Genomic DNA, 25,511 nt, shown 5'->3' with positions numbered 1-25,511 from the left:
TCCGCTCTACTTTTGATAGCAGCAAGTATGAAACGGGGCTATTTTTCCCACTCTTTAGCTAATTTGGGACGGGGCTTTTTTAGCTGCCCCAGCTGATAACGCAAATGTTTGGCCGACTGGCGGCCAGGGCAGCTAAAAAAGCCCCGTCCCAAATTAGCTACCCTTGGAATCCGTTTTACTTGCGGACCAGTCTGGCGCAGAAGTGGCCGTCGTAGGAATCGGCGTTTGCGGGGACGCTTTGGAAGAGGCCTCGAGCGTTTTGGCGCAGGGTGACGAGGCTCTTGGCATGGTCGTACTCAGGGAGCTGCAAAATCTGGGCTTCGGAAAGCGGCATCACGGTAAAGCCGGCGCCCTCGGGAGAGGCTAGGAAGGCATCAACGACCTGCGTGTTCTCCTCGTCGAAGACCGAGCAGGTGGCATAGATAAGCTCACCGCCGGCAGCGACGCGCGCGGCTGCTTCCTTGAGCATCGTCAGCTGCAGGCGGGGCAGCTCAGTCGTAACGTCGCCCTCGGTCAGACGCCACGGTATCTCGGGATGACGGCGCATGGTGCCGGTGCCCGAGCACGGAGCATCGATAAACACCGTGTCGAACAGGGCAGGCTCGCCAAGCATCGCGTCAAAGGACGTGAGCACCTCATTGAGCTCGCAGGCATCGCCCGACACCGTACGAACACCCGTAATACCCGCCTTATGCAGACGTGCGAGATTCTGGTCGCACTTGCGGTCGTGCAAATCGAGTGCGGTGTGCTGACGGTCGTAACCGGCACGCTTGGCCTGGCACATCATCACATAGGTCTTGGTGCCACGACCGGCGCCAATCTCTAGACAACGCCCGGGACGGGTCGCCGCGGTAGCGATGAGCTGGGCGTTAAGGTCCGAGGCCACGGCAGCTGCGCGCTCAAACACGCCCGACGCAACCGTGGCCTGCGCGTCGACCGGCGCATGGCAACCCGGGAACACGGGTGCCACAAGCTGCGAAATGTACGGATCGGGTTTGGTGGCAAAGGCATTCTCGTGCAAAGCCAGCGGCGCGGGCGCCAGATTGCCGGCAAAGCCGAGCGCGCCCTCGGGTGTATCGAACGACGCCATAATGCGAGCGCAAAGCCAGCGCGGCATGCCCATCAGGCGAGATAGTCGAACCAAACGGCGCTCGGACTCATCGGCATCCGCCGCAGTGGCAAAGTCCTCGACGTTGTTCGCAACCTTATGCAGCACGGCGTTCGCCAGACCGGCGGCAGACTTAGCACCGCTGCGCACGAGCTCAACGCCCTGACTCACCGCAACACGACCCGGGGTATGCAGGTAGAGCATCTCGAAGGCCGAGATACGAAGTGCCATGCGCACACGAGGCGCGACCTTTTTGGGCTTATCGAGAAACTGGTCGAGCAGCTCATCCAAAATGCCCTGGGTGGCTGCAACGCCCAGTGCCAAACGAGCGGCAAAAGCAGAATCGCGCTGGTCAATGGCCTTGGCCGAGGCACGGGACGAGAGCACGTCACGCGCGTACATGCCGCGGCGATCGGCCTCCATCAAAACATCGAGCGCGAGCTTGCGCGCAGGGGAAAGCTTACTCATGACAAAACACCCCACGAAAGATCCGCACCCTGCAGGCCGGCAGCCCAGGCAGAAGCAGCCATAGCACGCTTTCCATCGGGCTTAACCTCGAGCAGTTCGACCGCGCCATCGGACAGGCCCAGGTAGACGCGCTTGGCCTGAACGGCGACGAGCCCCTCGCCAAGCGATACATCTGCCGGCGCGGCATCGAGCACGCGCACGGTCTTGCCGGCAATCACGCAGCGAGCGGGAGCGGTGTCGGAAGAGGCAAGCACATGACGCACGCAATCAAGCGCCCCCATCTGCGGATCCAGACGCATCTCCTGCTTGGAAATCTTGGCAGCATGCGTGACAAGGAACTCATCCTGCTCAGTCCAAACAGCCGAGCCATCGGCAAGCGAGGGAAGCGTATCGGCAAGCAACTTACCGCCCAGCTCACCAAGCTCCATGGTCAGTGCCTCGGCATGTTTACCGGCAACCGAGGTCGACGCCTGGGCGCAATAAGCGCCCGTATCCACGCCATGCCCAATGCGCATAATGGAAACGCCAGCAACCTCGTCACCAGCAAGAATGGCACGCTGAATGGGAGCAGCGCCACGCCAACGGGGCAGCAGCGAAGCATGAACATTCACAATACCGAGCGGCGCCATATGCAGCACCTCATCGGGCAAAATGCAGCCATAGGCAGCCACACAGAAAATATCGGCATCAGCAGCCTTAAGCCGATCAATAACATCCGGCGTCATACGATTTGCCTCAACAACGGGAAGACCAAGCTCAAGCGCCTTGGCCTTAACAGGAGACGGCTCCAGCTTTTTACCACGCCCGCGAACAGCATCGGGACGCGTAATTACCAGCGTAATCTCATTCCCAGCCTCAACAAGCGAAGTCAGCGACGGCACCGCGAAATCGGGCGTACCCATAAACACAATACGCATAAAGAACGTCTCCCCTCAAACAAAACCGAGACGGCTCCAAATAACAGCGGAAAGCCAAGTCGCCAGCCCATCCGCAATAACAATTCAACAAGAACAAATATACCCAAAACCAAAGAAAGAGCCGCAATAAAAGCAGCTCTTCCAACAAAGCAATTATCAGCGAAGACGCCCCTCCCTGGCCCGACGGCACCCGGGCGAACCGAGCCAAGAACTAGTAGTCCCTGGGGCTGGCCGCCTATATATCATCCCGTGCTCAAACATTCTCGCTGCGCTGCGAAACTGCGCGCGGGACGATATATAGGCGGCCAGCCCCAGGGACGGACGACCTTATTCAGTCTCGCCCGGTCGAGCGCCGCGGGCCAGGGCGTCCTGGTACTCCTTGACGGCCTTGATGCGCTGCATCGGCTTGAGTCGCTCGAACATGGTGTTGCCGTGCAGGTGATCGATCTCGTGCTGCAGGCACACGCAGAACAGGTCGCCCGAGGCCTCATAGCGAATCAGGTTGGCGTCCAAATCGTATGCCTCGACAACGACATGGTCGGGACGCTCGATCTCGCAGCTAATGCCGGGGATGGACAGGCAGCCCTCGCTAAACGGCACCAGATGGTCACTCTGCTCAACAATGACAGGGTTAATGAGCACGTAGGGATCGTAGTCGTTCTTGTCGGTGTAGTCGCAGTCGATGGTGACGAGCTGGACGAGCTCGCCGATCTGCGGGGCAGCCAGGCCGCAACCGCCGTTGTCGAACATCATCTTCTTCATCTTCTCGGCAAGCGCCTCAATCGCCGGGGTGATCTCCTCGATGACGGCGCACTCCTGGCGCAGACGAGGGTCGGGCGACAATACGATTCCGTTGGCTTCCATGGCCATCCTTTCGGGTTGTTACATCAAATCATAGGCGTCGACGTCAACGCTCACGCTCACGCCGCGCACGGAGCCCACCTCTTTGAGGCAGGCGTCGATATCATCAGAGACATGGTACCCTACCGGCGACTTTACAAGCAGATGGAAGCGATAACGGTCTTTGGCTCTCTCGATTACACACGAAGCGGGGCCCAGCACCTGGGGCACGGCGCTCCCCGCTCGCAAAAAGTCAGGCGCGGCGGCATGCCAGCGGCGCTTGAGAAGCTTTGCGATGCGCCCAATGTAGTCCTGCGCATTATCACGATTCGCCGACCACACCAAAATGTTGACAAGACGCACGAAAGGCGGGTACAGCGCGTCTCGGCGCTGGTCCAGGTCGTAGTCGGTAAAGATCGAGCGGTCGTGCTCTGCGACGGCGCGAATGACCGGGTCCTCGGGCAGATACGTCTGGATGATAACCTCGCCGGGACGATCGCCGCGACCGGCGCGGCCGGCGACCTGTTCTAGCAAATCGTAGGCGCGCTCCCCCGCCCTAAAATCGGGCAGCTTTAACGCAAAGTCGGCATTGACCACGCCCACGAGCGTGACCTCGGGAAAATCGAGGCCCTTGGCAATCATCTGGGTACCCAGCAGCACCGCACAATCGGCGGCATCGAACTGCTCGAGTAGTTTTTTGTGCGCATCCTTGCCGCGTGTGGAATCGGCGTCCATACGAATGATGGCGACATCCTCGGGCAGCATCTGGTGTAGGGCGTCCTCGATCTGCTGCGTACCCAGGCCCATTTTTGCCAGGTAGCGGCTGCCGCACTTGGGACAACGACTCGTGGGCGCAGGATAGGGCTGCACGCGCCAAGACGATCCGCAGGTGTGGCACTGCAGCGTGTGCGTGCGCTCGTGGTACGTGAGCGCGGTAGAACAGTGGTTGCAGGTGGGGACGCAGCCGCACTCACGGCACATCAAAAACGGCGCAAAACCGCGGCGGTTGTGCAGCAGTACGGCCTTCTCGCGGCGCTCGACCACGCGTTCCAGGCCTTCCATCAGCGGTTTAGAGAACATGGAGCGGCTGCCGTGCGCGAACTCGCGGCGCAGATCGGCAATGCGGACCGTGGGCAGCACGGCGTGTCCCGGGCGCTCGGGCATCTCGACGCGCGTCCAGGTGGCACCGTTGTACATACCGCGGCAACAGCGGTCGAGGGCCTCGGCCGAGGGCGTGGCGGAGCCCAACACGAGCGGGCACCGATAGCGGCGCGCCATCTCGGCAGCCACCTCGCGCGCATGGTAGCGCGGGCTGGAGCCCTGCTTGTAGCTGGTCTCGTGCTCCTCGTCGATGATGATGAGACCAAGATCGCTGAGCGGGCAAAAGAGCGCCGAGCGGGCGCCCACGACCACGCGCGCGGCACCGCTGGCAACCATATCCCACTGGTCCAGACGCTCGCCGGCCGAAAGACGCGAGTGGAAGACCGCGACCGTCTCGCCAAAGCGCGAGCGGAAGCGGCCGACGGTCTGGGCCGTCAGCGAGATCTCGGGCACGAGTACGCAGGCCGAACGGCCGGCCGCCAGCACGCGCTCAATAGCCGAAAGGTAAACCTCGGTTTTGCCGGAACCGGTGACGCCATCGACAAGGACCACGTCGCCATGGGCATCAAGGCGGGCGCGTTCAATCTGCGCGAGCGCCTGCTGCTGGCCGTTGGTGAGAGAGACCGGTGCCTTGCCGCTTGCCGAGGACAACGTGGTCTGCTCGCTACACCCACGCCAGGCGCGGCGCTCCTCCACCACCACGACGCCGCGTTTTTCGAGCGCTTTAATGGTCGCCGACATGCTGTTGTAGAGCAGGTTGAGGTCGCGCGTCGTGACCGGGCCGCATTGGAGCGCGTCGATGAGCTGACGCTGACGGACCGCTGTCTTGGGCGGCGTGTAGTCGAAACCCTCGGGCGTGAGCATGACCCAACGGTTTTGGATGGGTTTTACGGCGGGGCGCTCAACGGTCCACACGCCGTCATCGCCCTTCACGACACGCGGGCTGCCGCCCGGAGGCAAGAACAGACGCAGGCACTCGGAAAGCGTCGCGACGTACTCGTGGCTCATCCAGCGCGCAATGCGTGCAGCCTCGGCGGTAAAGAGCGGCTTGCTGAGGATGGCCTCGATGGGCTTGATGCGCAAGGGGTCGAGGGCGTCGTTGCCTTGCAGGTCGCCCAGCTCGGGCGCGATATCGACGATATAGCCCGCGGCCGCACGGTTGCCAAAACGGACCAGGACCGTGGACCCGATCTGGGCATCGTTGGCAAGAGACTGCGGGATGCCGTAGTCGAATGGCTCGGAGAGCGCACGGGTCGGGATGTCGAGGACCACGCTCGCGTAGGCGGAGACGGGTTCGGGTGCGGGCTCGGGCTGCGCCGGGGCGGCGGCAGGGGCCGTGGACTTCGGAGCTTCCTTAGGTTCCGGCGAACCAAACAACGACAGTTGCTCGGCCATGGTCTCTGTACCTCCCATCCCATACGTCTTTAGAAACAAGAGCCCCGCTCAGGTGAACGGGGCTCAGATACATGCGTTTACGCAGCTGCTACAGCGCCATCGTGCGGGCGCGGTCGATACGCGCCAGGCAGTCGTCGCGGCCGACGAGCGCCATGGTCTCGCCCAGCGGGGGGCTCACCATGTTACCGCAGACGGCGACGCGCACAGCTTGGAACACCACGCGCTTCTTGAGGTCCATCTGCTCGGGCAGCGGCTCAAGCGCGGCGTCGATGCTGGCAGCCGTCCACTCGTCCACGCCCTCGAGCGCGGCCTTGGCGGCATCCAGAATGGCGCCCATGCCTTCCTTGGCCAGACCCTTGTTGACAGACTTCTCATCATACTCGAGCGTCTCGGCCGTGGCAAAGATGGGAACGGCGACGGTCACGGCGTCGGCCGGCATCTTGGTGCGCGGCTTGACGATGGCGGCAAGCGCGTCGATCCAGTCCTCGCCGTACTCGACATTACCCTCGATCATGCCGGCCACGTGCAGCTCGGGGATCATGATCTCGTCGGCAAACTGGGCGTCGGACATGTTGTTGATATACTCGGCATTGACCCAGTCGAGCTTTTTGGGGTCGAAGGTCGCCGGGTTCTTGGAAATGCGGTCGAGCGAGAACTTACTGGCCAGAACATCGCGCGGGATGATCGTGGTCTCGCCGTCGAGCGACCAGCCGAGCAGCGCCAGGTAGTTAACGAACGCGTCGGACAGGTAGCCGGCGTCGCGGTACTCCTCCACCGAGGTGGCGCCGTGGCGTTTAGAGAGCTTCTTGCCGTCGGCACCCAAGATCATGGAGATGTGGGCGAATGTGGGAACGGGGGCGCCGAGGGCCTCGTAAACCATGACCTGGCGCGGGGTGTTGGACAGATGGTCGTCGCCGCGGATGACATGGGTGATCTTCATCATGGCGTCGTCGACGACAGTCGCGAAGTTATACGTGGGCGTGCCATCGGAGCGGAAGATGACAAAGTCGTCGAGCTCCTTGGCGTCGAAGGTCACCTCGCCGTGGACGGCGTCGTGGATGACGACATCGCCGCGGTCCTCGGGCACCTTGATGCGAAGGACGTAGGGCTCGCCGGCCTCGATGCGGCGGCGTGCCTCCTCGGGATCGAGATCGCGACAGCGGCGCTGATAGCCCTGGAAGGGGTCTTTACGCTCCTGGGCGGCCTTACGGTCGGCCTCGAGCTGCTCCTTGGTGCAGAAGCAGGGATAGGCCTTGCCCTCGTCCCAAAGCTTCTGGGCGGCCTGCTTGTACAGGTCCAGGCGCTCGGTCTGGGCATAGGGGCCATAGTCGCCGCCGACCTCGGGGCCCTCGTCCCAGTCCAGGCCCAGCCAACGCATAGCGCGCAGAATGATCTGCGTGTTCTCGTCGGTAGAGCGGGTGGGGTCGGTGTCGTCGATGCGCAGGATGAACGTGCCGCCGTTTGCGCGGGCAAAAGCCCAGTTATAGATAGCGGTGCGGGCGCCGCCGATGTGCAGCTTGCCCGTCGGTGAGGGTGCAAAGCGGACGCGAACGTCTGATGCCATGGAAATCTCCTCGATTGCAGGATGGATGTCTAACCGCACCAGTATAAAGCAACAATGCCCACCTCCGCACAAAGGGCACCGACCCAGTCATCGAAGCCGGGTAGCTAATTTGGGACGGGGCTTTTTTAGCTGCCCCGGCAGGCTATCGGCTAAACCAGCAAACAATCAGCCGGGGTAGCTAAAAAAGCCCCGTCCCAAATTAGCTACCTCATAAGTAGGTGCGTAAAGGGTGTGAATGTTGGATTTACGCGCTATGATGTGCCCCTGCATACAGAGCCCGGCGGAATGGTAACGGTCGCTGGGACACGTTATTCGAAAGGACAATCATGTCAGAAGAGCTTCGTTCCATCCCGCCCCAGCAGGGGTCTTTTGTGTTTACGTCGGAGTCGGTGACCGAAGGCCATCCCGATAAGATCGCCGACCAGATCAGCGATGCCGTCCTCGACGCAATCCTCGCCAAAGAAATAGAGCTGCAGGAGCAGGGCTATATTGCGCCCAACGGGGTGCCCGCCAATGTGGAAAACGTCCGCTGCGCCTGCGAGACCCTCGTGACCACCGGCACCGTCATCGTCGCCGGAGAGATTCGCACCCAGGCATACGTCGATGTGCAGGAAATCGCCCGTGGCGTCATCCGCCGCATCGGCTACAACCGCGCCAAGTTTGGCTTTGACTGCGATACCTGCGGCGTCATGAGCCTCATCCACGAGCAGTCCCCCGATATCGCCCAGGGCGTCGACGAGTCATTTGAGACCCAGACCGGCGCCACCACCGACCCGATCGACCTGATCGGTGCCGGCGACCAGGGCATGATGTTTGGCTACGCCTCCAACGAGACCAAGACCCTCATGCCCATGCCGCACTACCTGGCAAGCCGCCTGGCGGAACGCCTGTCCGCCGTGCGCCACGACGGCACCCTGCCCTATCTGCGCCCCGACGGCAAGACCCAGGTCACCGTGCGCTACGAGGACGGAAAGCCCGTGGAGGTCACAACCATCGTCATCTCCACGCAGCACGCTGCCGAAGTTGAGGACATGGGCAAGATCAAGGCCGACCTCATCGAGCATGTCATCGCACCCGTCATGGATGCCGAGAACATGCCGTGGGATGGCGCCGATATCTATGTGAACCCCACCGGACGCTTTGTCGTGGGCGGCCCCATGGGCGACACGGGCCTGACCGGCCGCAAGATCATCGTCGACACCTACGGCGGCTACGGCCGTCACGGCGGCGGCGCCTTTAGCGGCAAGGACTGCACCAAGGTCGACCGCTCTGCCGCATACGCCGCTCGCTGGGTCGCCAAGAACGTAGTCGCCGCCGGTCTGGCCGATCGCTGCGAGGTCGAGCTGGCCTACGCCATCGGCGTGTCCAAGCCGCTGTCGATCATGGTCGACACCTTTGGCACCGCGCATGTTGCCGAGGACAAGATCGTCGAGGCCGTGGAGAAGACCTTTGACCTGCGCCCGGGCGCAATCATCCGCGACCTGGACCTGCGTCGCCCCATCTATGAAAAGACGGCAGCCTACGGTCACTTTGGCCGCGAAGACGCCGACTTTACCTGGGAGAAAACGGACCGCATCGACGAACTCAAAGCAGCCTGCGGCCTGTAAGCTAACGAGAAAAGCCACAGCCAAATAAAAACGCACCAAAAAGAGGTACCGGAACAATCGGTACCTCTTTTTTATTTAAAGGTGGTGAAGATGAGCCGACCTGGGACATGGAATAGGTCACAGGCCGATAAATTTTGCAGCAGAGCGACTCCAACCATGTATCCTAAGTTCCGAGGACTTTAGTATTTGGTCGATCGCGAGTTCCGCACGAGCCGGAGAGCACTTAATGTGCTCTCCGTGCGAGTCAGGACTGTCCGAGCAGGCGACCAAATACTAAAGCCCTCGGAACGGCGGGACAGCGTGTGCCCCGCCCCTCGGGACGACGAGATAGAGAAGGAGCAGCCATGGCAGGCAAGCCGCAAACACTAGCTACGACCTCGGCATTCGAGATCTTGGGCCCCATCATGGTCGGCCCCAGCTCATCGCACACCGCCGGCGCCCTGCGTTGCGCCCAGGTTGCCGCCAGCCTGCTGGAAGGCCGCATCACCAAGGTCACCTTTGGCCTGTGGAACTCCTTTGCCCACACCTACCGCGGCCATGGCACCGACCGCGCACTCGTCGCGGGCATCTTGGGCCTCGATACCGACGACGAGAACATCAAGCAGGCCTTTGACCTCGCGCGCGAGCAGGGCCTCAGCTATCACTTTGACATTAAGGGCGACGACGCCTCCATCCACCCCAACACCGTCGACATCGACATGGTCGATGACACGGGCGCCACTGCGCAGGTCCGGGGCGAGAGCCTTGGCGGCGGCAAGATGCGCATCAGCCGCATCAACGGCGTCGGCGTCGATATCTCGGGCATGTATTCCACCCTGTTTGTGGCGCACCAGGATGTACCCGGCGTTCTCGCCGCCCTCACGAACCAGCTCGCCTACGCACACGTAAACATTGCCTTCTGCCGCACCTACCGCACCGAGGTAGGCGGCCAAGCTTATTCCGTCTTTGAGACCGACGGCACCCCCGATGACATCGTCGTTCCCATGCTACGCATGCTCGACCATGTCGATTACGCCACCTTCATTAAGCTTCCCGGCTCGGCCTCATCGCTCTCCCCCGGCGTTTCCGCCAAGGAAATCTTCGACGATGGCGAACAGCTCCTCGACGCCTGCGCCGAACTGGGCCTCAACATTGGCGCCGTCATGGCCGTACGCGAAGCCCGCCTGACCGGCGAGCAGCACGCCGTCGCCGCCATGCGCCGCGTACTCGAGGTCATGCGCGAGGAGACAACGGCGCCCATCGCCGCACCGCAGCGCTCGCTCGGCGGGCTTATCGGCGGCGAGGCAAAACTCGTCGACGCCACACGCCGCAACGATCTGAGCACAAACCTGATGGGCGCCGTCCAAACCGAAGCCGTAGCCCGCGCCATGGCTGTGCTTGAACGCTCTGCCACCATGGGCGTCATCGTCGCCGCCCCCACGGCCGGCTCTGCGGGCGTCGTGCCCGGCTGCGTGTTGGCGCTCGCCGACCATCTACAGCTCGATGACGAACAGGTCATGGACGCACTCTACTGCTCTGCCGCGATTGGTCTCAACCTCACCACAAGTGCCTGCGTCGCCGGTGCAGAAGGCGGATGTCAGGCTGAGGTGGGCAGCGCCGCCGCCATGGCCGCTGCCGCGCTAGTCCAGATGCTGGGCGGCACGCCCGAGCAGGCACTTGACGCTAGCTCTATCGCACTGAGCAATCTGCTTGGTCTTGTATGCGATCCCGTGGGCGGCCTTGTCGAAGTGCCATGCCAAAACCGCAACGCGATCGGCGTGGCGGCCGCATTTAGCTCGGCGCAGCTCGCCCTTGCAGGTATCAAAAGCCTTGTGCCCTTCGACCAGATGGCACACGTCATGCTCTCGGTGGGCCACGCGTTGCCGGCCACGCTGCGCGAGACGGCCAAGGGTGGCATCGCACAAGCTCCCGCAGCACTTTCGGCTTGCGCTAAATGCGGTGTGTGCGGATAAAGAGCAGTCCAAAACAAGAGGTGGGACAAATGTCCAACCTCTTGCCAATGCCACCGTTTCAATACCACAAACAACTAGGTAATCGCTATAATGCAAGCCCAGTAAAAACACGATGAGCCGCAAGGCGAAACTCGAAGGATATGCATACGATGTCGCAAAACGACCGCACCCAACTGATTCCCGATCCGCAGCAGCCTTCTAGGCCTACCGGCGGCGTTCAGTCGCCGCGCCCCATTACGCCAACGCATAGCACAAAGCATGGTTCGGGAAACACCTCACAGCGCCAGAACCCCCATGCGTATCAGCAGCGTCAGGGCAATAAAGCGACTAAGCACGCGCCTTCACACACGCAAAACCATCACAAGGGCCCCCGTGGGTCAGAGAACCACGCCAACGGGAAAAAATCCGGGGCCAAAATGACCCTTTTCGTTGCTCTGGGCCTCATTGTTGTCGTTTACATTGTTGGCGTTGTCGCATTTTCGCAGGTAGCCTACCCCAACACCACCATTGCCGGCGTCGACGTCTCGTTCTCCAACGCTTCGTCTGCTGCCACTAAGGTCAACTCGGCATGGAAGCACTATAAGCTCACCGTGACAGGCGATGACTTTAACTGGGCCTATCAGCCCGAGTCCGATGAACCCATCGTCGACGGCGAAGCTGCCGCAAAAGAAATCATCAGCCGCAACGAAGCCTTTATATGGCCGGTCCGCCTTGTGGAATCCTTAAGCGGCAAGACCAAAACAATCGCTACCTCCAACGAAGTCGATCTTGAACAAGACGTCGACCTGTCCATGCTCTCTGACACCTTTGACCAAAAGAAGTTTGAGGAGGATCTGGGCGCCGCCATTGACGAGTTTAACGAGGGCCGTTCGGGTACGTTCGAGGCCAATAGCTCCTATGACGAGCAAGCCGGCAAGTTTACCGTCGAGAAGGCGCGCTCCAACGAAAAACTCAACCGCGAGCATGTCATTAAGTATGCCGAGCTCGAGCTTGCCTCGCTGGCCGAGACCGTAGATCTTTCCAAGCTCGGCAACGATGCCTATGAGCCGCTCAATGAAACGCTGACCAATGATCAGATTCAGGCCGCATGCGATGCCGCCAACAACTTCTTGGGCGTCAACGTGACCCTCAAGCTCAACGGCGAGGATGCCGGCAAGGTCGACGGCAGCTCCGTGTTGCAGTGGATCAGCTTTGCCGATCCGGCCAACCCCACACTCGATACGTCGCAGATCGGTAGCTGGGCAGCCGAGCTCGCCAACGGCTTTAATACCGTGGGCACCACCCGCTGGTGGACGCGTGCCGACGGCAAAGAATGTGCCGTCGAGGGCGGTGACTTTGGCTGGTCCGTCGATAGCGACGCGCTTGCCAAGCAGGTCGAGGACGCCATTAACAACAAGCAGACCGGCGAAATCGAGATTAAGTACTCCCAGAAGGCCGACACCTATACCGCAAAGGGAGAGCCCGACTGGAAGGCGTATATCGACGTCGACCTGTCCGAGCAGCACGCGCGCTACTATGACGAGAACGGTAATATCGTTTGGGAGGCCAACTTTATCTCGGGCAAACCGGGAGAGGATGCCACCCCCGAGGGCGTTTGGCAGATCAATAGCAATGACGGCGCAAGCAAGCTCATCGGTGCCAAAGACCCAAAGACCGGAAAACCAAAATACGAAAGCCCCGTGTCATATTGGATGCCGTTTGAAGGCAACATGGTTGGTTTCCATGATGCAACATGGCAAAACGATCAGAGCTTTGACGACCCAAATTCGTACAAATGGTGCGGCAGCCACGGTTGCATCAACTTGCGTCTGGCCGATGCCAAGGCACTCCACGATTGCATCAACGTAGGCCTATGCGTGGTCGTGCACTCGTAGCACATCACATGCAACACAACAAAGCCTCGTGTCACCTACCTTTTAATGCTGAAAGAAACACGTATACGCACCCGCCCCAACCGGCCGGTCAGAGCGTCAACGAGGGCGCACGGTAACAGGCGGCACGATCATGGGCGAAAGCGATACGAGCGGCGAAGGGCAGCTACTAACGCGGGATAACGCATCAGACAAGAAAGGCGGGGCATACGGTGATGAACCGTATGCCCCGCTTTGGCGTAATTAATAACCGCCTAGCTGCGTCGACGCGTGCGACGCAAGCCAATGGCAAGCGCCATGAGACCAAGCGTTGCGAGCGCGTCAGAGACGGCAAACAGACTGTCGCCCGTGCCGGGCATGCCGTCCTTGGAGCGCAAGACCGTATGGGCCTTATCGGTCACAGCAAGCTCAAGCGAGCCCGTGCCACTCATGGACCAGACGGCGGGGTTGCTCTCACCCACAGCGGACCAAGATCCGTCTGCGGCAACCGAGAAGGAGAACGATGCGCTCGCGGCGGTACCGTCGCCGATCATGTAACCGGCAGGCGCCGCAGTCTCCGTCACGGTATAGGTCTCCCCGGCCACGAGCTGGGCCGAGCCAAGCGAGGCGATGCCATCGTCGCCGCTGGTAAGTTCAACGACAGATGAGCCGTCGGCAAACCGGCCTTCAACAGTAAAGACCGCACCGGGCAGCGCATCGCCGGACCCATTACGCTTGAGGAGCTTTAGGGCAAAAGCCGTATTGGTCACTGTGCCGCAGTCGAGCGGTAACTCGATGGAACCGGCCACATTATCTGCCGTAACGGTCAGTTCGTTTGTAGCGACTTCCTCGCGATCGAGGTAATAGCCAGCCGCGGGGGCGACTTCGACAAAGCGATAGGTGCCCCACGCGAGATCCGTCACCACGATGGAGCCATCCGTATCGGTTGCGCGGCCATCGCCCACATCGACCCAGTCCGAACCGCTCTTGAGCTGCAGCTTAAACGTTGTGCCGGCAATGGGCTGTCCGCCCTCGTCGACTTTGCGCATCGACACGCTACCCAGCAGCGGCTCGTTGGTAACGACGGGAGCCGAGCTGTCTGCCGTGGCGAGCACGTTGCCGACCCCATTGGCAGCATCGAGCACATCGAACGAGCTCACGAGCGAGCCGCCCGGCGCAACCGGCGCATAGCCGGTTGCGGAAACCGTCTCGATAAGCCGATAGCCGCCCTTCTTGAGGCCCGTCACCTTAAGGCAGCCGTCCGCATTTGAGGAATGCGCCGCCACTTGCGTGCCCGTCGCGTCGAGCACATATGAACAGCCGGTCTTAAGCCCGGAGATCGTCACGGAGTCAGTCTTCCCAAGCGGCGTGTAGACGAGCTCGAAGCCCGCACCGTTGACCGGAGATCCGGTCGCGGCATCGCGTTTCTCAATGGCGAGCCCCGCGTTGAACTCGCCGTTCTCGACCTTGACGGCCTTCACCGCGCCCCTGTCGTTGTCGCCGAGCGTGAACTCGGTCACCGCGCCGGCCGCGCCGGGCTTCTTGGTGAGCGCGGACTCGCCCGTCTCCACCAGGTAGTATTTGCCCGCGGGCAGGCCGTCGGACTGCCTGACAAAGTAGCCAGCGAGCACGCCAAAGGCGTCATCGCGGTTGAGCCATTCAGCGGAGCCGTCCGCGCCCCACTTGCCATCGGCATCAGTCACGATCGCGGCGATCTTCACGCCGCCGCCGTCAACGGAGGAGGCATGGTAGGTGCCGCGGTAGAGGTCGAACGTCATGCCCGCGACCGGCAGCTCGGAATCTCCGTGCCTGTAGACCTTCTCCAGCGAGAAGGCGGAGCGGTAGAGCGGGTCGGCCACCGTGATCTTGGCGACGGAAGCGTCGAGCTCGACGTCCTCGGGCGGCTCCTCGAGCTCGACGCCCTCGGGCGGCTCCTCGAGCGTCACGACGCCATCGACGCCGATCTTGACCGTGAAGTCCGCCACGGCGACATGGCCCGCGGGCACCACAGCCTCGTGAACCTTGTACTCCCCTGCCGGCAAACCCACGATCCAGCCAGCGATTTCGCCGGCGCCAGCCTTGCCATAACGGTCCTCCACAGTAACGGAAACAGCGCCATTCTCATCGCGCGACCACGTAGCGACCTTCTTGCCAGTGCTATCCGAGACCTCCAACTTCACGCCGTTGAGCGCATCGCCGGTCGCGGCGCCGGTGCCCGAGCCGCCCTCAACCTTGTCAAACGTCAAGCGCGTCGCAGCGTTGGTAAGGTTGCCCTTATCATTCTGAGCGTTATACCAACCGGCAACGGACCCGTCGACCTCTTTCACGCTGTAGGAATACACCTTGCCGTTCTGGTCGGTCTGGGGCAATCCCGTAAACTTGTAGGTCCAGGTGCCATCTTCATTCTTGGTCCACTTAGGCGCCGCATCACGCAGGGCGCCAGTGGCATCGGCAACCTTGACAAGCTCCTCGCTGCCACCCGCAACCTTTCGATACAAATTGAGCTTAATACGGCAGGTAGAAGGATCAAGCGTCGAAGCAAGCCCCGAGCCCCAGTCATTCCAAGTCTTAGTACCGGTAACTGTGGTCGTCAGCAGCGTGTTCACATAGTGCTGAACCCCTCCTTCTTCTGAGGCCGGCACCAGCTCAAGACGCATCGACCCGTCGCCGCTCGTGGCCAGAACATCACTCGGAGCGGTCGTAGCCAGATAGCTACCCTTAACCAGCTCCACTGCGCGGTATTGGTACTCAAGGTACTTAACGGCCTGATCTTTCACACCAACGCCTTGCGCAGGCAACTCATCAAAGGAATCATTGGTATCTGCGACACTGACATTTCGGGTAAGCAGGCTATCGTTAAGAATCCAACCGTTAAATGGATCGTAGACAAATGGATTGGCGACAACGGACCCGTACTTGGTAAACCACTCCCACGTATCCCCGCCATCAGAAGAGCGCTGCAGGACAAACGTCGTAGCCCAGGAGCCATTTGGAGAAGACGTGCCCGGACGAGTTACCCAAGCGTTGCCACCATCGTCCCAGGTCTTGCGAACCTTTATCGAAGTCGTTTTACCCTTCAACTCGTTGGTAATGTTCGATTTCCAGGTTGAGCTTCCAGATGCATGCTCTTCAGTCTGAGAAGGCAGGTAGATGCTCGCCCCGCTACCCCTTATTGAGTAGTTTCCGTTCTTATCGCAGTCAAGATAGACCTTGACCTTAGACCCCCGCTGCTCATAGACCAGAAGGCTTTCGACAACGCGATATTCAACGTTAACCGCAGAAGAACCGGCACCGAGAGAGAGCGGGAGCATGGTCCAATGGCTATTGAAGTTGTAGGGATCCTTGCCGTCATTTTCCTTTGGCGTCAGCTGATCGACCGTTTTACGAACGACCGAACCATTAGAAAGCGTATAGCACGTCAGGCCGGTATCTATGTTGTTGACCGTGTCTTTATAGCTCGACGCGGTACCCACGTTAACACCATGAGCGGTAAAGAACGTGCCCGCTTCCTTCCAATCAGAGTCGGTGCCAGCCTCTCGCGCCTGGAGCGTAAAGTACTGGATCGGCCGTTGCTTCCAATAATCAAGAGCATCCCACTGCTTGGAAAAACCAACCTGGCCATTCAGGACGTTGGTGATATTGGGGAGCTCGCCTGGATCGGAGAGGCACGAGCCGCCGTTACCGCTTATGCGATATTGATCCGGCGTCACCGTCTCACGAACGTCATATCGCCACAGGGTACCATCGGGCGCCCATTTTTCGAGGTTCTTGATGGTATAGGTCCAAGAACCTGTATCAGAAGATCTGTCCCAGGAGATATAGTTCTCCAGATCAGGATTATCGCACTGGAGATTGACCAGGCCAGCATCAAGGTCCTCATCCAAGGTGCCGTTCTGGTATTTACGCGTCAACTCGATCGTGATCGAATCAGGCCGCGTGCTAAACACGTTATTACGGTCTTGCCAGATCTTTTTACCCGTAAGCGTCGCAGTAGCAGGCTCATAGGCGTTCTTAAACGTCACGTCGGGTTCAGTGCCAGCTTCTTCAAGCTCAACGGTGGGGCCCATGGAGAGGGCACCGGTCACGTCCGTGGGAAGCGACACGCCGTTGGCGGCCGCCCACTCATCCGAAGACTTAAAACCAGAAGCATCGGCGGCAAGCTCGCCCATGCCGCTCGTGGCGGTGTAGCCGTTGGGCACAACCTCAACGGCAACGTATTGCCACTTGGCACCTGAGGGCGCGTAGATGTCGAGGTTGTCAAACGTGACAGCACCGGACTCGGTGCCATGATTGACGTCCTCGCCCTTGAGCGTCTGCTCAGCCACAAAGGTCAGAGCGCTCTTGGAGTCATCATCCTTGACGTAGTAGCGGTACAGTCTAAACGTCGAGTCGGGGTACTTGGTGTCAACGTAGGCACGCCCCGTAAAGACCTTGTACAGCGTGAGCTTGCTCTGCTTAGACTTATAGGTATTCCTGATCGAGAAGTCCGTATATCTAATATCGTAGACCTTGTCAAAGGCCTTCTCGAGTTCGCTTTCGGACGTGAGGTGCCAACCGTCCTTACCAACAATGCCATCGATGACCTCGCGCACACGGTACTCAATGCGACGTCCCTCGGCATCGTAGGCAGCGAGCTTATTATCGCTCGGCAGAGCGTTGCTATTGGAATTGTCCCCGTACTGGCCGATGCTGAACGTCCAGTTGTTGCCGTCCTTCTCAAGGCTGTCCGTCCAGGCCACAGCAGTCTTGCCGTCAAGGATCTCCTGACCAGAGTCGGTCTTACCCGTATTAGAGCTGGCCACGCTATAGCCCTTTGCCTGCGTATCATCCACAGTTAGTGCAAGGCCAGACCAAGGCAAAGCAGCGCCATCGGTCCAGTTGCCGTTAGCTCCGTACGAACCCTTAAGCAGGCGGCGCTGCACGTAGATAGAAATCGCCGGCAGGTCGTCTTTGGAGTAACCGACAGGGACGTTCTCCCACAGCTTCTCACCCGAGACCGTTACCGAGCCGTGGATATGGAAATTAAACGTCGAGTCCTCACGGTAAACGAGCTGCTGGTCGTTGTCTGCAAGGAGGCAATCGGCAAACGATCCAACCTCGTCATCTGCCTTATCCCACGAGCCGGGGTCCTTTGTATATGGATCCTGCGAAACCGTATCGTCATCATAGTAGTCGAGCGCGCCCTTGGTGTCATCCAGGACATTCATATCCACACGCGCGTAATAGACGTACTGTCCGCCGTTGCCGTCGTACTTGGGAAGGTTCTTGAACGTGGCGTATTGGGTAAAGTCACCCTTGGTGTCGTTGCGCAGGCGATCGGCTGGGTCGGACGACACCCACTCAAAGTGGCCGTCGTACTCGGAAGGAGAAACCGACGAGAGCGTGATTACGGGATTTCCTTCGCCATCTATAATGATATTGCCGTTATCGTCATACGTATAAGCCGCACGATACAGCACCAGCTTAACGTCAGGGCGCTGGTTGAGGACGTCCTTGACGTAGTGGTCAAACCACTTGGTATGGAACGTCACGTCCTTGGTGCCCGTACGCTTGTTAGTAAACGAATAGTTGAGCTGGTCTTCCTGATGCCAGGGCGAACCGAAGTCTGTGCTCGAAAGTCCGCCGACGGATCGATAGTCACCGGCATTGACGATATGCTCCTTGACCTTCCAATCAACGATGGCGCCGGAAAGATCGTACTTAGGAAGTCCCACGACGGAGAAGAAGGATGAGGCCTTGTTCACATCGACCGTAAAGGTAATGGACTTTGAATCCTCTGAAACAATCACATCGGTGTTTTCGGAGGCGTCAGCAGACCCAGTTAGCTGGCTAAAGTTGCCCTCCGAATCTTTTTTCTTTAGAGGCTGGTCGATTTTACCGGCAACCATAACGGACAGCTCCCGGCTACTGTCATAGACAAACCTAAACTCGGAGCTCGATGCGGGCGCAGAGATTGTTATCTGAGCTTTGGGGCGCTTGCTCGCATCGGATCCAGCGTCAGCCCAGGTCTTATCGATAGAGATATCCACCGAACCAACGCGGCGATTCGTGACCTCGAGAGAATTTTTATCGAGATTTTCCCCATACGAAACCTCATACGAAAAGCCCTGCGAAAGGTTCTTGGAGATCATGCGAGTAGAGGTATCCGTCTCAGGCCAATTTCTAAGCAGCGAACGATAGGCCGCAATCTCCTCGGCAGAGCCGTCTGTAGCCCTGCGAACAGCAGTATCGCGATCGATGACCTCATATTTTAGGTCGTCTGGTGTATCGCTGCTATTAAGCGTAGACAGCTCTCTGATAGAGACGTCATTCTTGGAAAGCCCGCCAACTGGGACATTTAATTCGTCGTACCAAGAGTTCTCTTCGTTAAGAGTGACCTTATTAATCAGTTCACCCTCTCTATAGGCCAACTGTCTATCCCTGTGAGAATAGATATCGTGATTCGCATACAGGCCAATCTCAACAGGCACGCGGGAGGCAGCGTTGCCGCTATCAAGCCATTTCTTGGAGACCGCAAATTTCGAACTGGAGGCATTGCCTTCAATCACGGGCCGGTTATAAAACTTGGTATAGATTTTGCGAGACTCGGGGTCGATACCGCGAACCGTATGGTCTAGGTTAAAGCCATCCACCGATTCCTCAAGAAAGAGGTAGTCGTACTTAGACCCGTTGTCGTCATATTTGGGTAGACGGATAAACTCAACATGCCAAGGACTCGTCTCCCACCAGCCAAGCTCCCAGGAAGAGCCAGGAATCGTCTGAAGATTGGGCGTGGAATCAACCCGACCGTCCAGCTCAATCGTTGTAAACAGCGAATCGTTGCGGATTACCTTGACCGTTACCTTTGGAGCAACGCCATTACCACATTGTTTGGCATCCTGTGTCCAAATAGGATTGCCCTCGGCATCAAGGGCCTGCCAATACTTATCAACGGTCGCATCAACTGTATCCACGTAGCTGTTGACAAAACATTTCTCTTTAGCATCATATTTGCCATAACAGAAAAGGAGATTCTGGTTGCCGTTAGCATCAGTAAACGTGCCATAAAACTGAAACGGGCCGTCCGGTGTGGTAGGCAAGGCAAAGAACCGGTCAGGATCCTGCGTGTCCAGCACCTCAACCTCTTGCCAGCGGTAAACGTACTCGTTGCCCAGCTCGTCATATCGGGGCAGACCGCTCTTCGAGAAGGACTGCTCAGAATTCTCGGCGCTCCAGCCGTTAAGCGTGACGCGACCGTCAGCGACGTCGTTCCAGGTATAGGTGCCGATAAGCGAGCCATCAGCTCCATACATGGGATCTTCCTTAGAGAACCACTGTCCGTTGTTGTATGTAGCATGCTCTTTAAGGATGCGCTGGAGCTGAAAGCTCACCTCGACGGTACCGAGCTGATCTTGATAGGCGCCGATATCCCAGCGCTTCTTGGCGCTAACGGTTTCGGTCTCAGCACGACGATTGGTGAGCGTACCGCCGTTGTAGACGCCAAAGTTGTCGGAATCGGAGCGCATCCATCCATCAAGCAAATACTCGGTGTATGTATCGCTTGCACTGAAATAGTTGGGACCGAGATCGCCCGTCGTGTTGCCCTCGTTGTCGACCTTGCCGAACACATGCTCATAACCCGCGAGGGTCGACTCGCGGAGCTGGTAGATATAGGGGTAGCCCTCGGGATCGTACTTGGCAAACTGCGTGAAGCCATCGGTGCCGTACTTATCGAGCAGCATCTTCCCAAGGTCCATCTTAGCGTTGTTGATGGAACCGTCTTCACTGTTGTAGCTCGCGCCCAGCTTATTATTCTGCTCGGCCGTGACCTCGAGCTTTACGAACTCGCCTTTGCGATCACCCGTCATCACGACCACCTGCGCCGCGCTCCGCGCATCGTTGCCGGGCCTTGCGGAATAGCGCCACAGGGTATAGGTGGCCGCAGGGCGCGAAATCTCGTTGCCATTGGAATCGGTCGAACCGGGCGCGTAGTCGTCGAGCCAGACCTTGGTAGCCTCAAACCGCGTGGTGCCCGTATGGCGCACCGTCATAGTACCGCCGCTGTAGCACGCGGAGATATCGCTCGCATAGTCGGGAACGGCCTTGTTGTCGTAGGAGACCTCGTAGGCATCGCGATAGTCGGAGGTGCCAGAGTTATCTATTGTCTGCTGGATCAGGCGGTACTTCATCGATACGCCGGATGGATGGTAGGCCGGCATGCGACCGCTTATAACATAGTTGTTGGAAGCATTGTCATTCCAGGTAACACTAAAGAGCTCGCGTTCGATGAGCTGCAGAAGACCGTCCCCGTTGATATTGCTTACATCCTTGTCGTCAGACGCACCCATATGCCGCGCAGCCGTAAGGGTCAGGTACTGACCCCATGTCGAATACCAGCCATGATCGCCGGAAAGGTTGTGATCCACCATATCGTTGCCGATGTGGACATCGACGTTAAAGCTAACGTTTTTGAGCATCATCAGACATTCTTTGGCAAAGGGCTCCACATAGTCCGTACGGTCACTCAGCATGGAGGAGTCGGGCACGATGTAGTCGCCAGACTCAGAGCGCTGCGAAGGGTCGGCGTTGGAGTTAGGATAGAGCGTCGAGCCAGTTTTGACTTCCACGTCCCCATCGCCCGCCGTCACGTGGGAAATTGCATACGTGATGGGCTGTTCTTGCGCCGTGCCGTCGTCCGTTCGCGTCACGACCTTGGCGGGAAGCTTGCCTGCGAGCACCACAGACGCCTCGTATTCGGAGACCGTGGACGCTGCAACGCTTACCAAGTGGCCATCGGTCTTGGCGGCATCGAGGGTCCCCTGGGTAAATCCGAGCTGCGCGGCCGCCTCATCGGACAGGTTATCCCCGTCCTTGGTGAGCGCCACATAGGTCTTACCGCCATCAAGAGAATAGAACACACGGTATTCGTTTCGTTTCTGGAGAGCCTCCGCGGACGGGCGGTTGGCGTTGTTGTTATCGGCCCAAAGCGTGGTGAACGTGATCTTGCTGCCGTAAGAATCCACAGGGGTCACTGCAGAAACCGGATCCTGGGAGGTGCCCGCCGCAGTGACGGCAACCGTTGGGGAAGCATCGGCCCTATCAATCCCAAGAAGCTCCTCAACATGGGAGCGCGCGGGAATAGTGAGCTCGCAAGTGCGCACGCCCTCGGTCTGCGTCTGTTGTATCGCCCAGTCAAGCGTTGACTCCTCGTCTTTGAGGAGCGCGGAATCGAGCAGTACATCGGCATCGACGGCAAAGGACTCTTGAGCCTCAAAGGAAAGGTCGGCATCGGTCTGCTCGTCATGCGGAGTAGCGAAAGCCACAGTAAGCTTAGAGGCAGTGAGCTGTGCATACCCCAGGCGGATACGCGTGGTATTGCCCTCAGCGTCCAAGCGATAGAGGGCAATGCGCTTGATGCCATCATGGTCCTGGAGCTTGGCCGAAGCGAGGTCGAATGTGAGCCCGGCGGGAAGATCGACGGTAAAGGTGTCGCCTTCAAGCAGCGCCGTGTTGAGAACACACTTGATGTTGAGCGAGGCAGGCAGCTGCACAGGAATTTTCTCGATGGGGCCTGCTCCAGCAAGCTCTCCCAGGCGCTTGTCAAAGGCAAGGCCCTCGGAGGATACCGTGAGCGCGCTGGCATCGTGCGACCAGTCGCGCGGGACCACGTCAACGGCATCCTGGTTGCCAGAAATGTCCTCGTTGGAGGCGGTGGTGTTGTTGGAAGTGTTTGAGTCAGACTTGTCGTCGTTCGAAGCACTCGCGCTAGCCTCATCCGAACTATCGCTCGACGAGACGCCCGATGCGGCGTCCGAGCCGGTCTTGTCATCCGACTCCCCCGCCGCATCGGTCTCGGTAAACGGTTGGACAATGTCCTGCCACGACTGGGCGTCCTCAAGCGTAAGGGCAACCGCGCTGGCAACGCCGTTACCCAAAAGGGCCTCGACGCACATGATAAAGGTGAGGGCAAAAGCCACAGCACGCTTAATCTGCCTCATCCCAACCTACTTTCGGTATTAGTGTCCCTAAGCTTTATATCTTAGCGAAACAACAACCGGAGAAAAATAGGATTAATGAAAGGCGGTGCACTATTTGTCCAGGCGAAATGCTCGTCTGGGCATTTTCAGATTGATTAAATGCAACATCCATCTGCTTGAAAGCGACATCACGAACCGTGCTGCCCTGTGCGGTCAAAGTCGTGAAATACCGTGCAGTTTTACGTTTATATGCGCAGCTTTTCCCTCTCACAAGCTGTGCTTTCTCCGATCATTCCCTGTCACGATGTAGTATTGCCTCTTGTTTTCATACATTTGCGCATCTGCGGCTTTCAAAAGCGACTCAAAATCCGTGTCCTTTGTGCCGCTTATCGTCGTACCGAGGGACGCGGTAGCCCCCAGTTGGCTTTTTGCCGTTTCCAGTAGTTTCTGAAACGCCGGATGTGTGATGTTTGGCAGAACCGCAATGAACTCGTCTCCGCCAAGCCGATACACATGACGCTTTCCGAACACAGATTTCAGCGTCTGTGCGGTCTGCACAATGGCTTTATCACCGGCGTCATGTCCCTTTTGGTCATTTATTTCCTTTAGGCCATTTAGGTCGCACATGACAACCGCCAGGGGAAAGTACTTCCCCAGCTTTTCTGTGTACGCCCAATCCAGTGCTTTTCTGTTTTTACAATCTGTGAGCTGGTCATATAACGCACTGTGCTCCAGTGCATTCGCATTATCGCGCAGTCTTATCATAAAAGAGACCATAAACTCGATCATATCCATCTCATACGAGATCTCGTGCAGTTTCTCTTTGGGAGGATTGTCCACACCGTAGAATCCGACCATCTTGCCGTTGATTTTGATTGGCCCTGTCACAAGGGTATTGACACCCTGAGGTTTCAGCCGTTCATAGATGGCTTCGTTTGTTTTTTTGCATTCTTCAATGTCAAGGATGATGGCATTGTTAGATTCTTGATATTGTGCAAACCATGTTTCAATGATGCCTTCATACGGCACATCCTGCAGGTTATCTTTTTCTTTGGGTACGCCCGCTTTGCACCACTCGTAGGTGTTGTCAAACGTTCCGCGGTCATTCTGTTCAAAGATGTACGCTCGATCGGCGGTCACACGCTGTCCGATATACTCCACCAGTTGATTCAATACTTTGTCCGGAGTTGCTTCTGAAGCGGCATACCGAACCATGTCCGTGAGGAATCTCTCGTAATTCAGGAGTCGTTCCTGCGATTCGCGCTTGCTGACTTCCAACGCTTCCATTTCCTTGTGGTACAGAATTCTCTGGAGCTTGCTTCGCATCATCGTGGCAGTCAGAAACATACTCAGCACCCCGTACAGAATAACATTCACGAGGTTTTTGGAAAGAATTGGGTCGTGCTGCGCAAAGAAAGCAAGTCCGATATAGAGCAGCATACTGCTCAGGATCAGCCCGTTCATGACCGCCGCTCTAGCGGTAAACAGCAGCGGCGCTACCATCATGAACACAATGTAGTTGACTGTGAGCTCCTCCGGCGTAATTACCGTTCCCGTAATAATGCCAAACAGCAGCAGCGCGGCAAAAAAGCTGTATATAACCAGCTCTTTCCCCAAGAAGCTTCTAAGTTGACAACGAGAAATGCAAAAATAGAGCAAAGAAAGGAACGTATAGGCCAGATACACCCATTTATATTTTCCGATACTCAGAGAAACCGCACTCAGCAGCGTTATGACTCCAAAGGCAACAAGCGCCACAACAGAATACAGCCGCATGGCTTTCCAGTTTTCTTCCCATGCATTCTGTTTTACTTTCTCATAATCACAACGACTAAACATAAACAAGGAAACGATATTATTCATACGTATTTTTTCAATCTCTGTTTTATTGCTACTTTGCCCGTCCATAACAAACATCTGAATATCCATCAGAATCAGGCCATAGTCACCGGGTTCAAAACAACCTAAATTAGGTTTTACCACTCTCCCGCAATAATTCAAGAAAACCGATACCGATCTTTCGGATATCGCCGGGCGTATTTACTCAGATTCATCCCAATCAATCGAGCATCACACTACGGATAGACGACCTAAGCGGCAAGGGAGCTCCAGGGGATGCCGCACTAAGACAAACGGGTCTCTAGGCTCGACAGGCCGTTCAGGGTCAGGTCGTTGGCGACCGCCGAGACGCGCTCGATGGGAACCGAGCCGTCGGATAATGCCCACGTGCGATAGATACCGATAATACCGGACAGCAAAAACGCCAGGTAGTAATCGAACATCTCGTCCTTGAGACCTTGGGGCAGCAGATCGCGCTCGGCAATCTCATGTTCGAGCGGCGCACGAAGACGAGCCATAAAGTCGTCGAGCGGAATGTTTTCAATCAGCTGGCGATTGAGCACCAAATTGTTGCACAGCGCCTCGTTAACGGTTTTGAAGAAGGTCGCCGCCGCTCCGAGTGCGCGCTCGTTGGTATTACCGCCCATAGAGGAAAGCGTCTTCTCGACTGAGTCGACAATCATCTCGACCACATCCACGGCAATGGCATCGAGCAAGCCGTCCACCGTGCCAAAGTGCACGTAGAAGGTCTTACGGTCGACATTTGCCTCGCGCGCGATGGCGCTCACCGTAATATCGTCGAGGGGCTTTTCCATCAGCAGTCGCTCGAATGCCGAAAGAATCGCATTGCGACTGCGAACGATGCGGCGGTCAAGGCGCGGTTTAGTGGTGGCCATAGACGTGTCCCCTTCATG

Annotated in this window: 11 protein-coding genes; 3 read left to right on the top strand and 8 right to left on the bottom strand. The window is 58.2% G+C overall.

All coding sequences use genetic code 11. The features are described from left to right. Window positions 1-175: 175 nt before the first annotated feature. The 5 genes from ACQRAJ_RS00520 to gltX all read right to left on the bottom strand — a co-directional run bounded on the left by ACQRAJ_RS00520 (window position 176) and on the right by gltX (window position 7,393). Complete coding sequence (locus ACQRAJ_RS00520; RefSeq protein ID WP_427729059.1) at window positions 176-1,576, bottom strand: RsmB/NOP family class I SAM-dependent RNA methyltransferase; 1,401 nt, start codon at window positions 1,574-1,576, stop codon at window positions 176-178. Continuing rightward, a complete protein-coding gene (gene fmt, locus ACQRAJ_RS00515) occupies window positions 1,573-2,493 on the bottom strand; it encodes a methionyl-tRNA formyltransferase (RefSeq protein WP_427717377.1) in 921 nt (306 codons plus the stop codon). Before fmt ends, ACQRAJ_RS00520 begins: the two co-directional genes overlap by 4 nt. A 327-nt stretch (window positions 2,494-2,820) precedes the next feature. After that, entirely contained in the window at window positions 2,821-3,357 is a 537-nt protein-coding gene (def, locus tag ACQRAJ_RS00510; RefSeq protein WP_427747380.1) for a peptide deformylase, read from the bottom strand. Between the two features lie 18 nt (window positions 3,358-3,375). Beyond that, complete coding sequence (gene priA, locus ACQRAJ_RS00505) at window positions 3,376-5,847, bottom strand: replication restart helicase PriA (RefSeq protein ID WP_427747379.1); 2,472 nt, start codon at window positions 5,845-5,847, stop codon at window positions 3,376-3,378. 70 nt (window positions 5,848-5,917) lie between these two features. Further along, complete coding sequence (gene gltX, locus ACQRAJ_RS00500; protein ID WP_427747378.1) at window positions 5,918-7,393, bottom strand: glutamate--tRNA ligase; 1,476 nt, start codon at window positions 7,391-7,393, stop codon at window positions 5,918-5,920. Between the two features lie 326 nt (window positions 7,394-7,719). Between gltX and metK the strand changes: the two genes are divergently transcribed. The 3 genes from metK to ACQRAJ_RS00485 all read left to right on the top strand — a co-directional run bounded on the left by metK (window position 7,720) and on the right by ACQRAJ_RS00485 (window position 12,826). Next, window positions 7,720-9,000, top strand: coding sequence for a methionine adenosyltransferase (gene metK, locus ACQRAJ_RS00495; protein ID WP_427747377.1), 1,281 nt, complete (start codon window positions 7,720-7,722; stop codon window positions 8,998-9,000). Between the two features lie 344 nt (window positions 9,001-9,344). After that, window positions 9,345-10,952, top strand: coding sequence for an L-serine ammonia-lyase, iron-sulfur-dependent, subunit alpha (sdaAA, locus tag ACQRAJ_RS00490; RefSeq protein ID WP_427747376.1), 1,608 nt, complete (start codon window positions 9,345-9,347; stop codon window positions 10,950-10,952). Window positions 10,953-11,368: 416 nt separating this feature from the next. Continuing rightward, complete coding sequence (locus ACQRAJ_RS00485) at window positions 11,369-12,826, top strand: L,D-transpeptidase (RefSeq protein WP_427747375.1); 1,458 nt, start codon at window positions 11,369-11,371, stop codon at window positions 12,824-12,826. Window positions 12,827-13,077: 251 nt separating this feature from the next. Here ACQRAJ_RS00485 and ACQRAJ_RS00480 read toward each other — a convergent pair whose 3' ends face one another. The 3 genes from ACQRAJ_RS00480 to ACQRAJ_RS00470 form a co-directional block, all read right to left on the bottom strand. Further along, a complete protein-coding gene (locus ACQRAJ_RS00480; protein WP_427747374.1) occupies window positions 13,078-22,779 on the bottom strand; it encodes a SpaA isopeptide-forming pilin-related protein in 9,702 nt (3,233 codons plus the stop codon). 246 nt (window positions 22,780-23,025) lie between these two features. Beyond that, the gene (locus ACQRAJ_RS00475) at window positions 23,026-24,675 is read right to left on the bottom strand and encodes a sensor domain-containing diguanylate cyclase (RefSeq protein ID WP_427747372.1); all 1,650 of its coding nucleotides are present in this window, start codon (window positions 24,673-24,675) and stop codon (window positions 23,026-23,028) included. A 206-nt stretch (window positions 24,676-24,881) separates the two neighbouring features. After that, on the bottom strand, window positions 24,882-25,493 hold the full coding sequence (locus ACQRAJ_RS00470) for a TetR/AcrR family transcriptional regulator (protein ID WP_427747370.1): 612 nt from the start codon (window positions 25,491-25,493) through the stop codon (window positions 24,882-24,884). Window positions 25,494-25,511: the final 18 nt, after the last annotated feature.

The organism is Collinsella sp. SGI.184, from assembly GCF_050313415.1.
Classification (GTDB): Bacteria; Actinomycetota; Coriobacteriia; order Coriobacteriales; family Coriobacteriaceae; genus Collinsella.
The sequence above is the reverse complement of the archived record's forward strand: the minus strand, read 5'-3'. Positions and strand labels throughout refer to the sequence as shown.

Bases quoted from the DNA above. Each gene is read 5' to 3' on its own strand.
- ACQRAJ_RS00485 (WP_427747375.1), top strand. From the start codon at position 11,369: ATGACCCTTTTCGTTGCTCTGGGCCTCATTGTTGTCGTTTACATTGTT.
- ACQRAJ_RS00480 (WP_427747374.1), bottom strand. From the start codon at position 22,779: ATGAGGCAGATTAAGCGTGCTGTGGCTTTTGCCCTCACCTTTATCATG.
- priA (WP_427747379.1), bottom strand. From the start codon at position 5,847: ATGGGAGGTACAGAGACCATGGCCGAGCAACTGTCGTTGTTTGGTTCG.
- ACQRAJ_RS00470 (WP_427747370.1), bottom strand. From the start codon at position 25,493: ATGGCCACCACTAAACCGCGCCTTGACCGCCGCATCGTTCGCAGTCGC.
- def (WP_427747380.1), bottom strand. From the start codon at position 3,357: ATGGAAGCCAACGGAATCGTATTGTCGCCCGACCCTCGTCTGCGCCAG.
- metK (WP_427747377.1), top strand. From the start codon at position 7,720: ATGTCAGAAGAGCTTCGTTCCATCCCGCCCCAGCAGGGGTCTTTTGTG.
- ACQRAJ_RS00520 (WP_427729059.1), bottom strand. From the start codon at position 1,576: ATGAGTAAGCTTTCCCCTGCGCGCAAGCTCGCGCTCGATGTTTTGATG.
- fmt (WP_427717377.1), bottom strand. From the start codon at position 2,493: ATGCGTATTGTGTTTATGGGTACGCCCGATTTCGCGGTGCCGTCGCTG.
- ACQRAJ_RS00475 (WP_427747372.1), bottom strand. From the start codon at position 24,675: ATGTTTGTTATGGACGGGCAAAGTAGCAATAAAACAGAGATTGAAAAA.
- gltX (WP_427747378.1), bottom strand. From the start codon at position 7,393: ATGGCATCAGACGTTCGCGTCCGCTTTGCACCCTCACCGACGGGCAAG.
- sdaAA (WP_427747376.1), top strand. From the start codon at position 9,345: ATGGCAGGCAAGCCGCAAACACTAGCTACGACCTCGGCATTCGAGATC.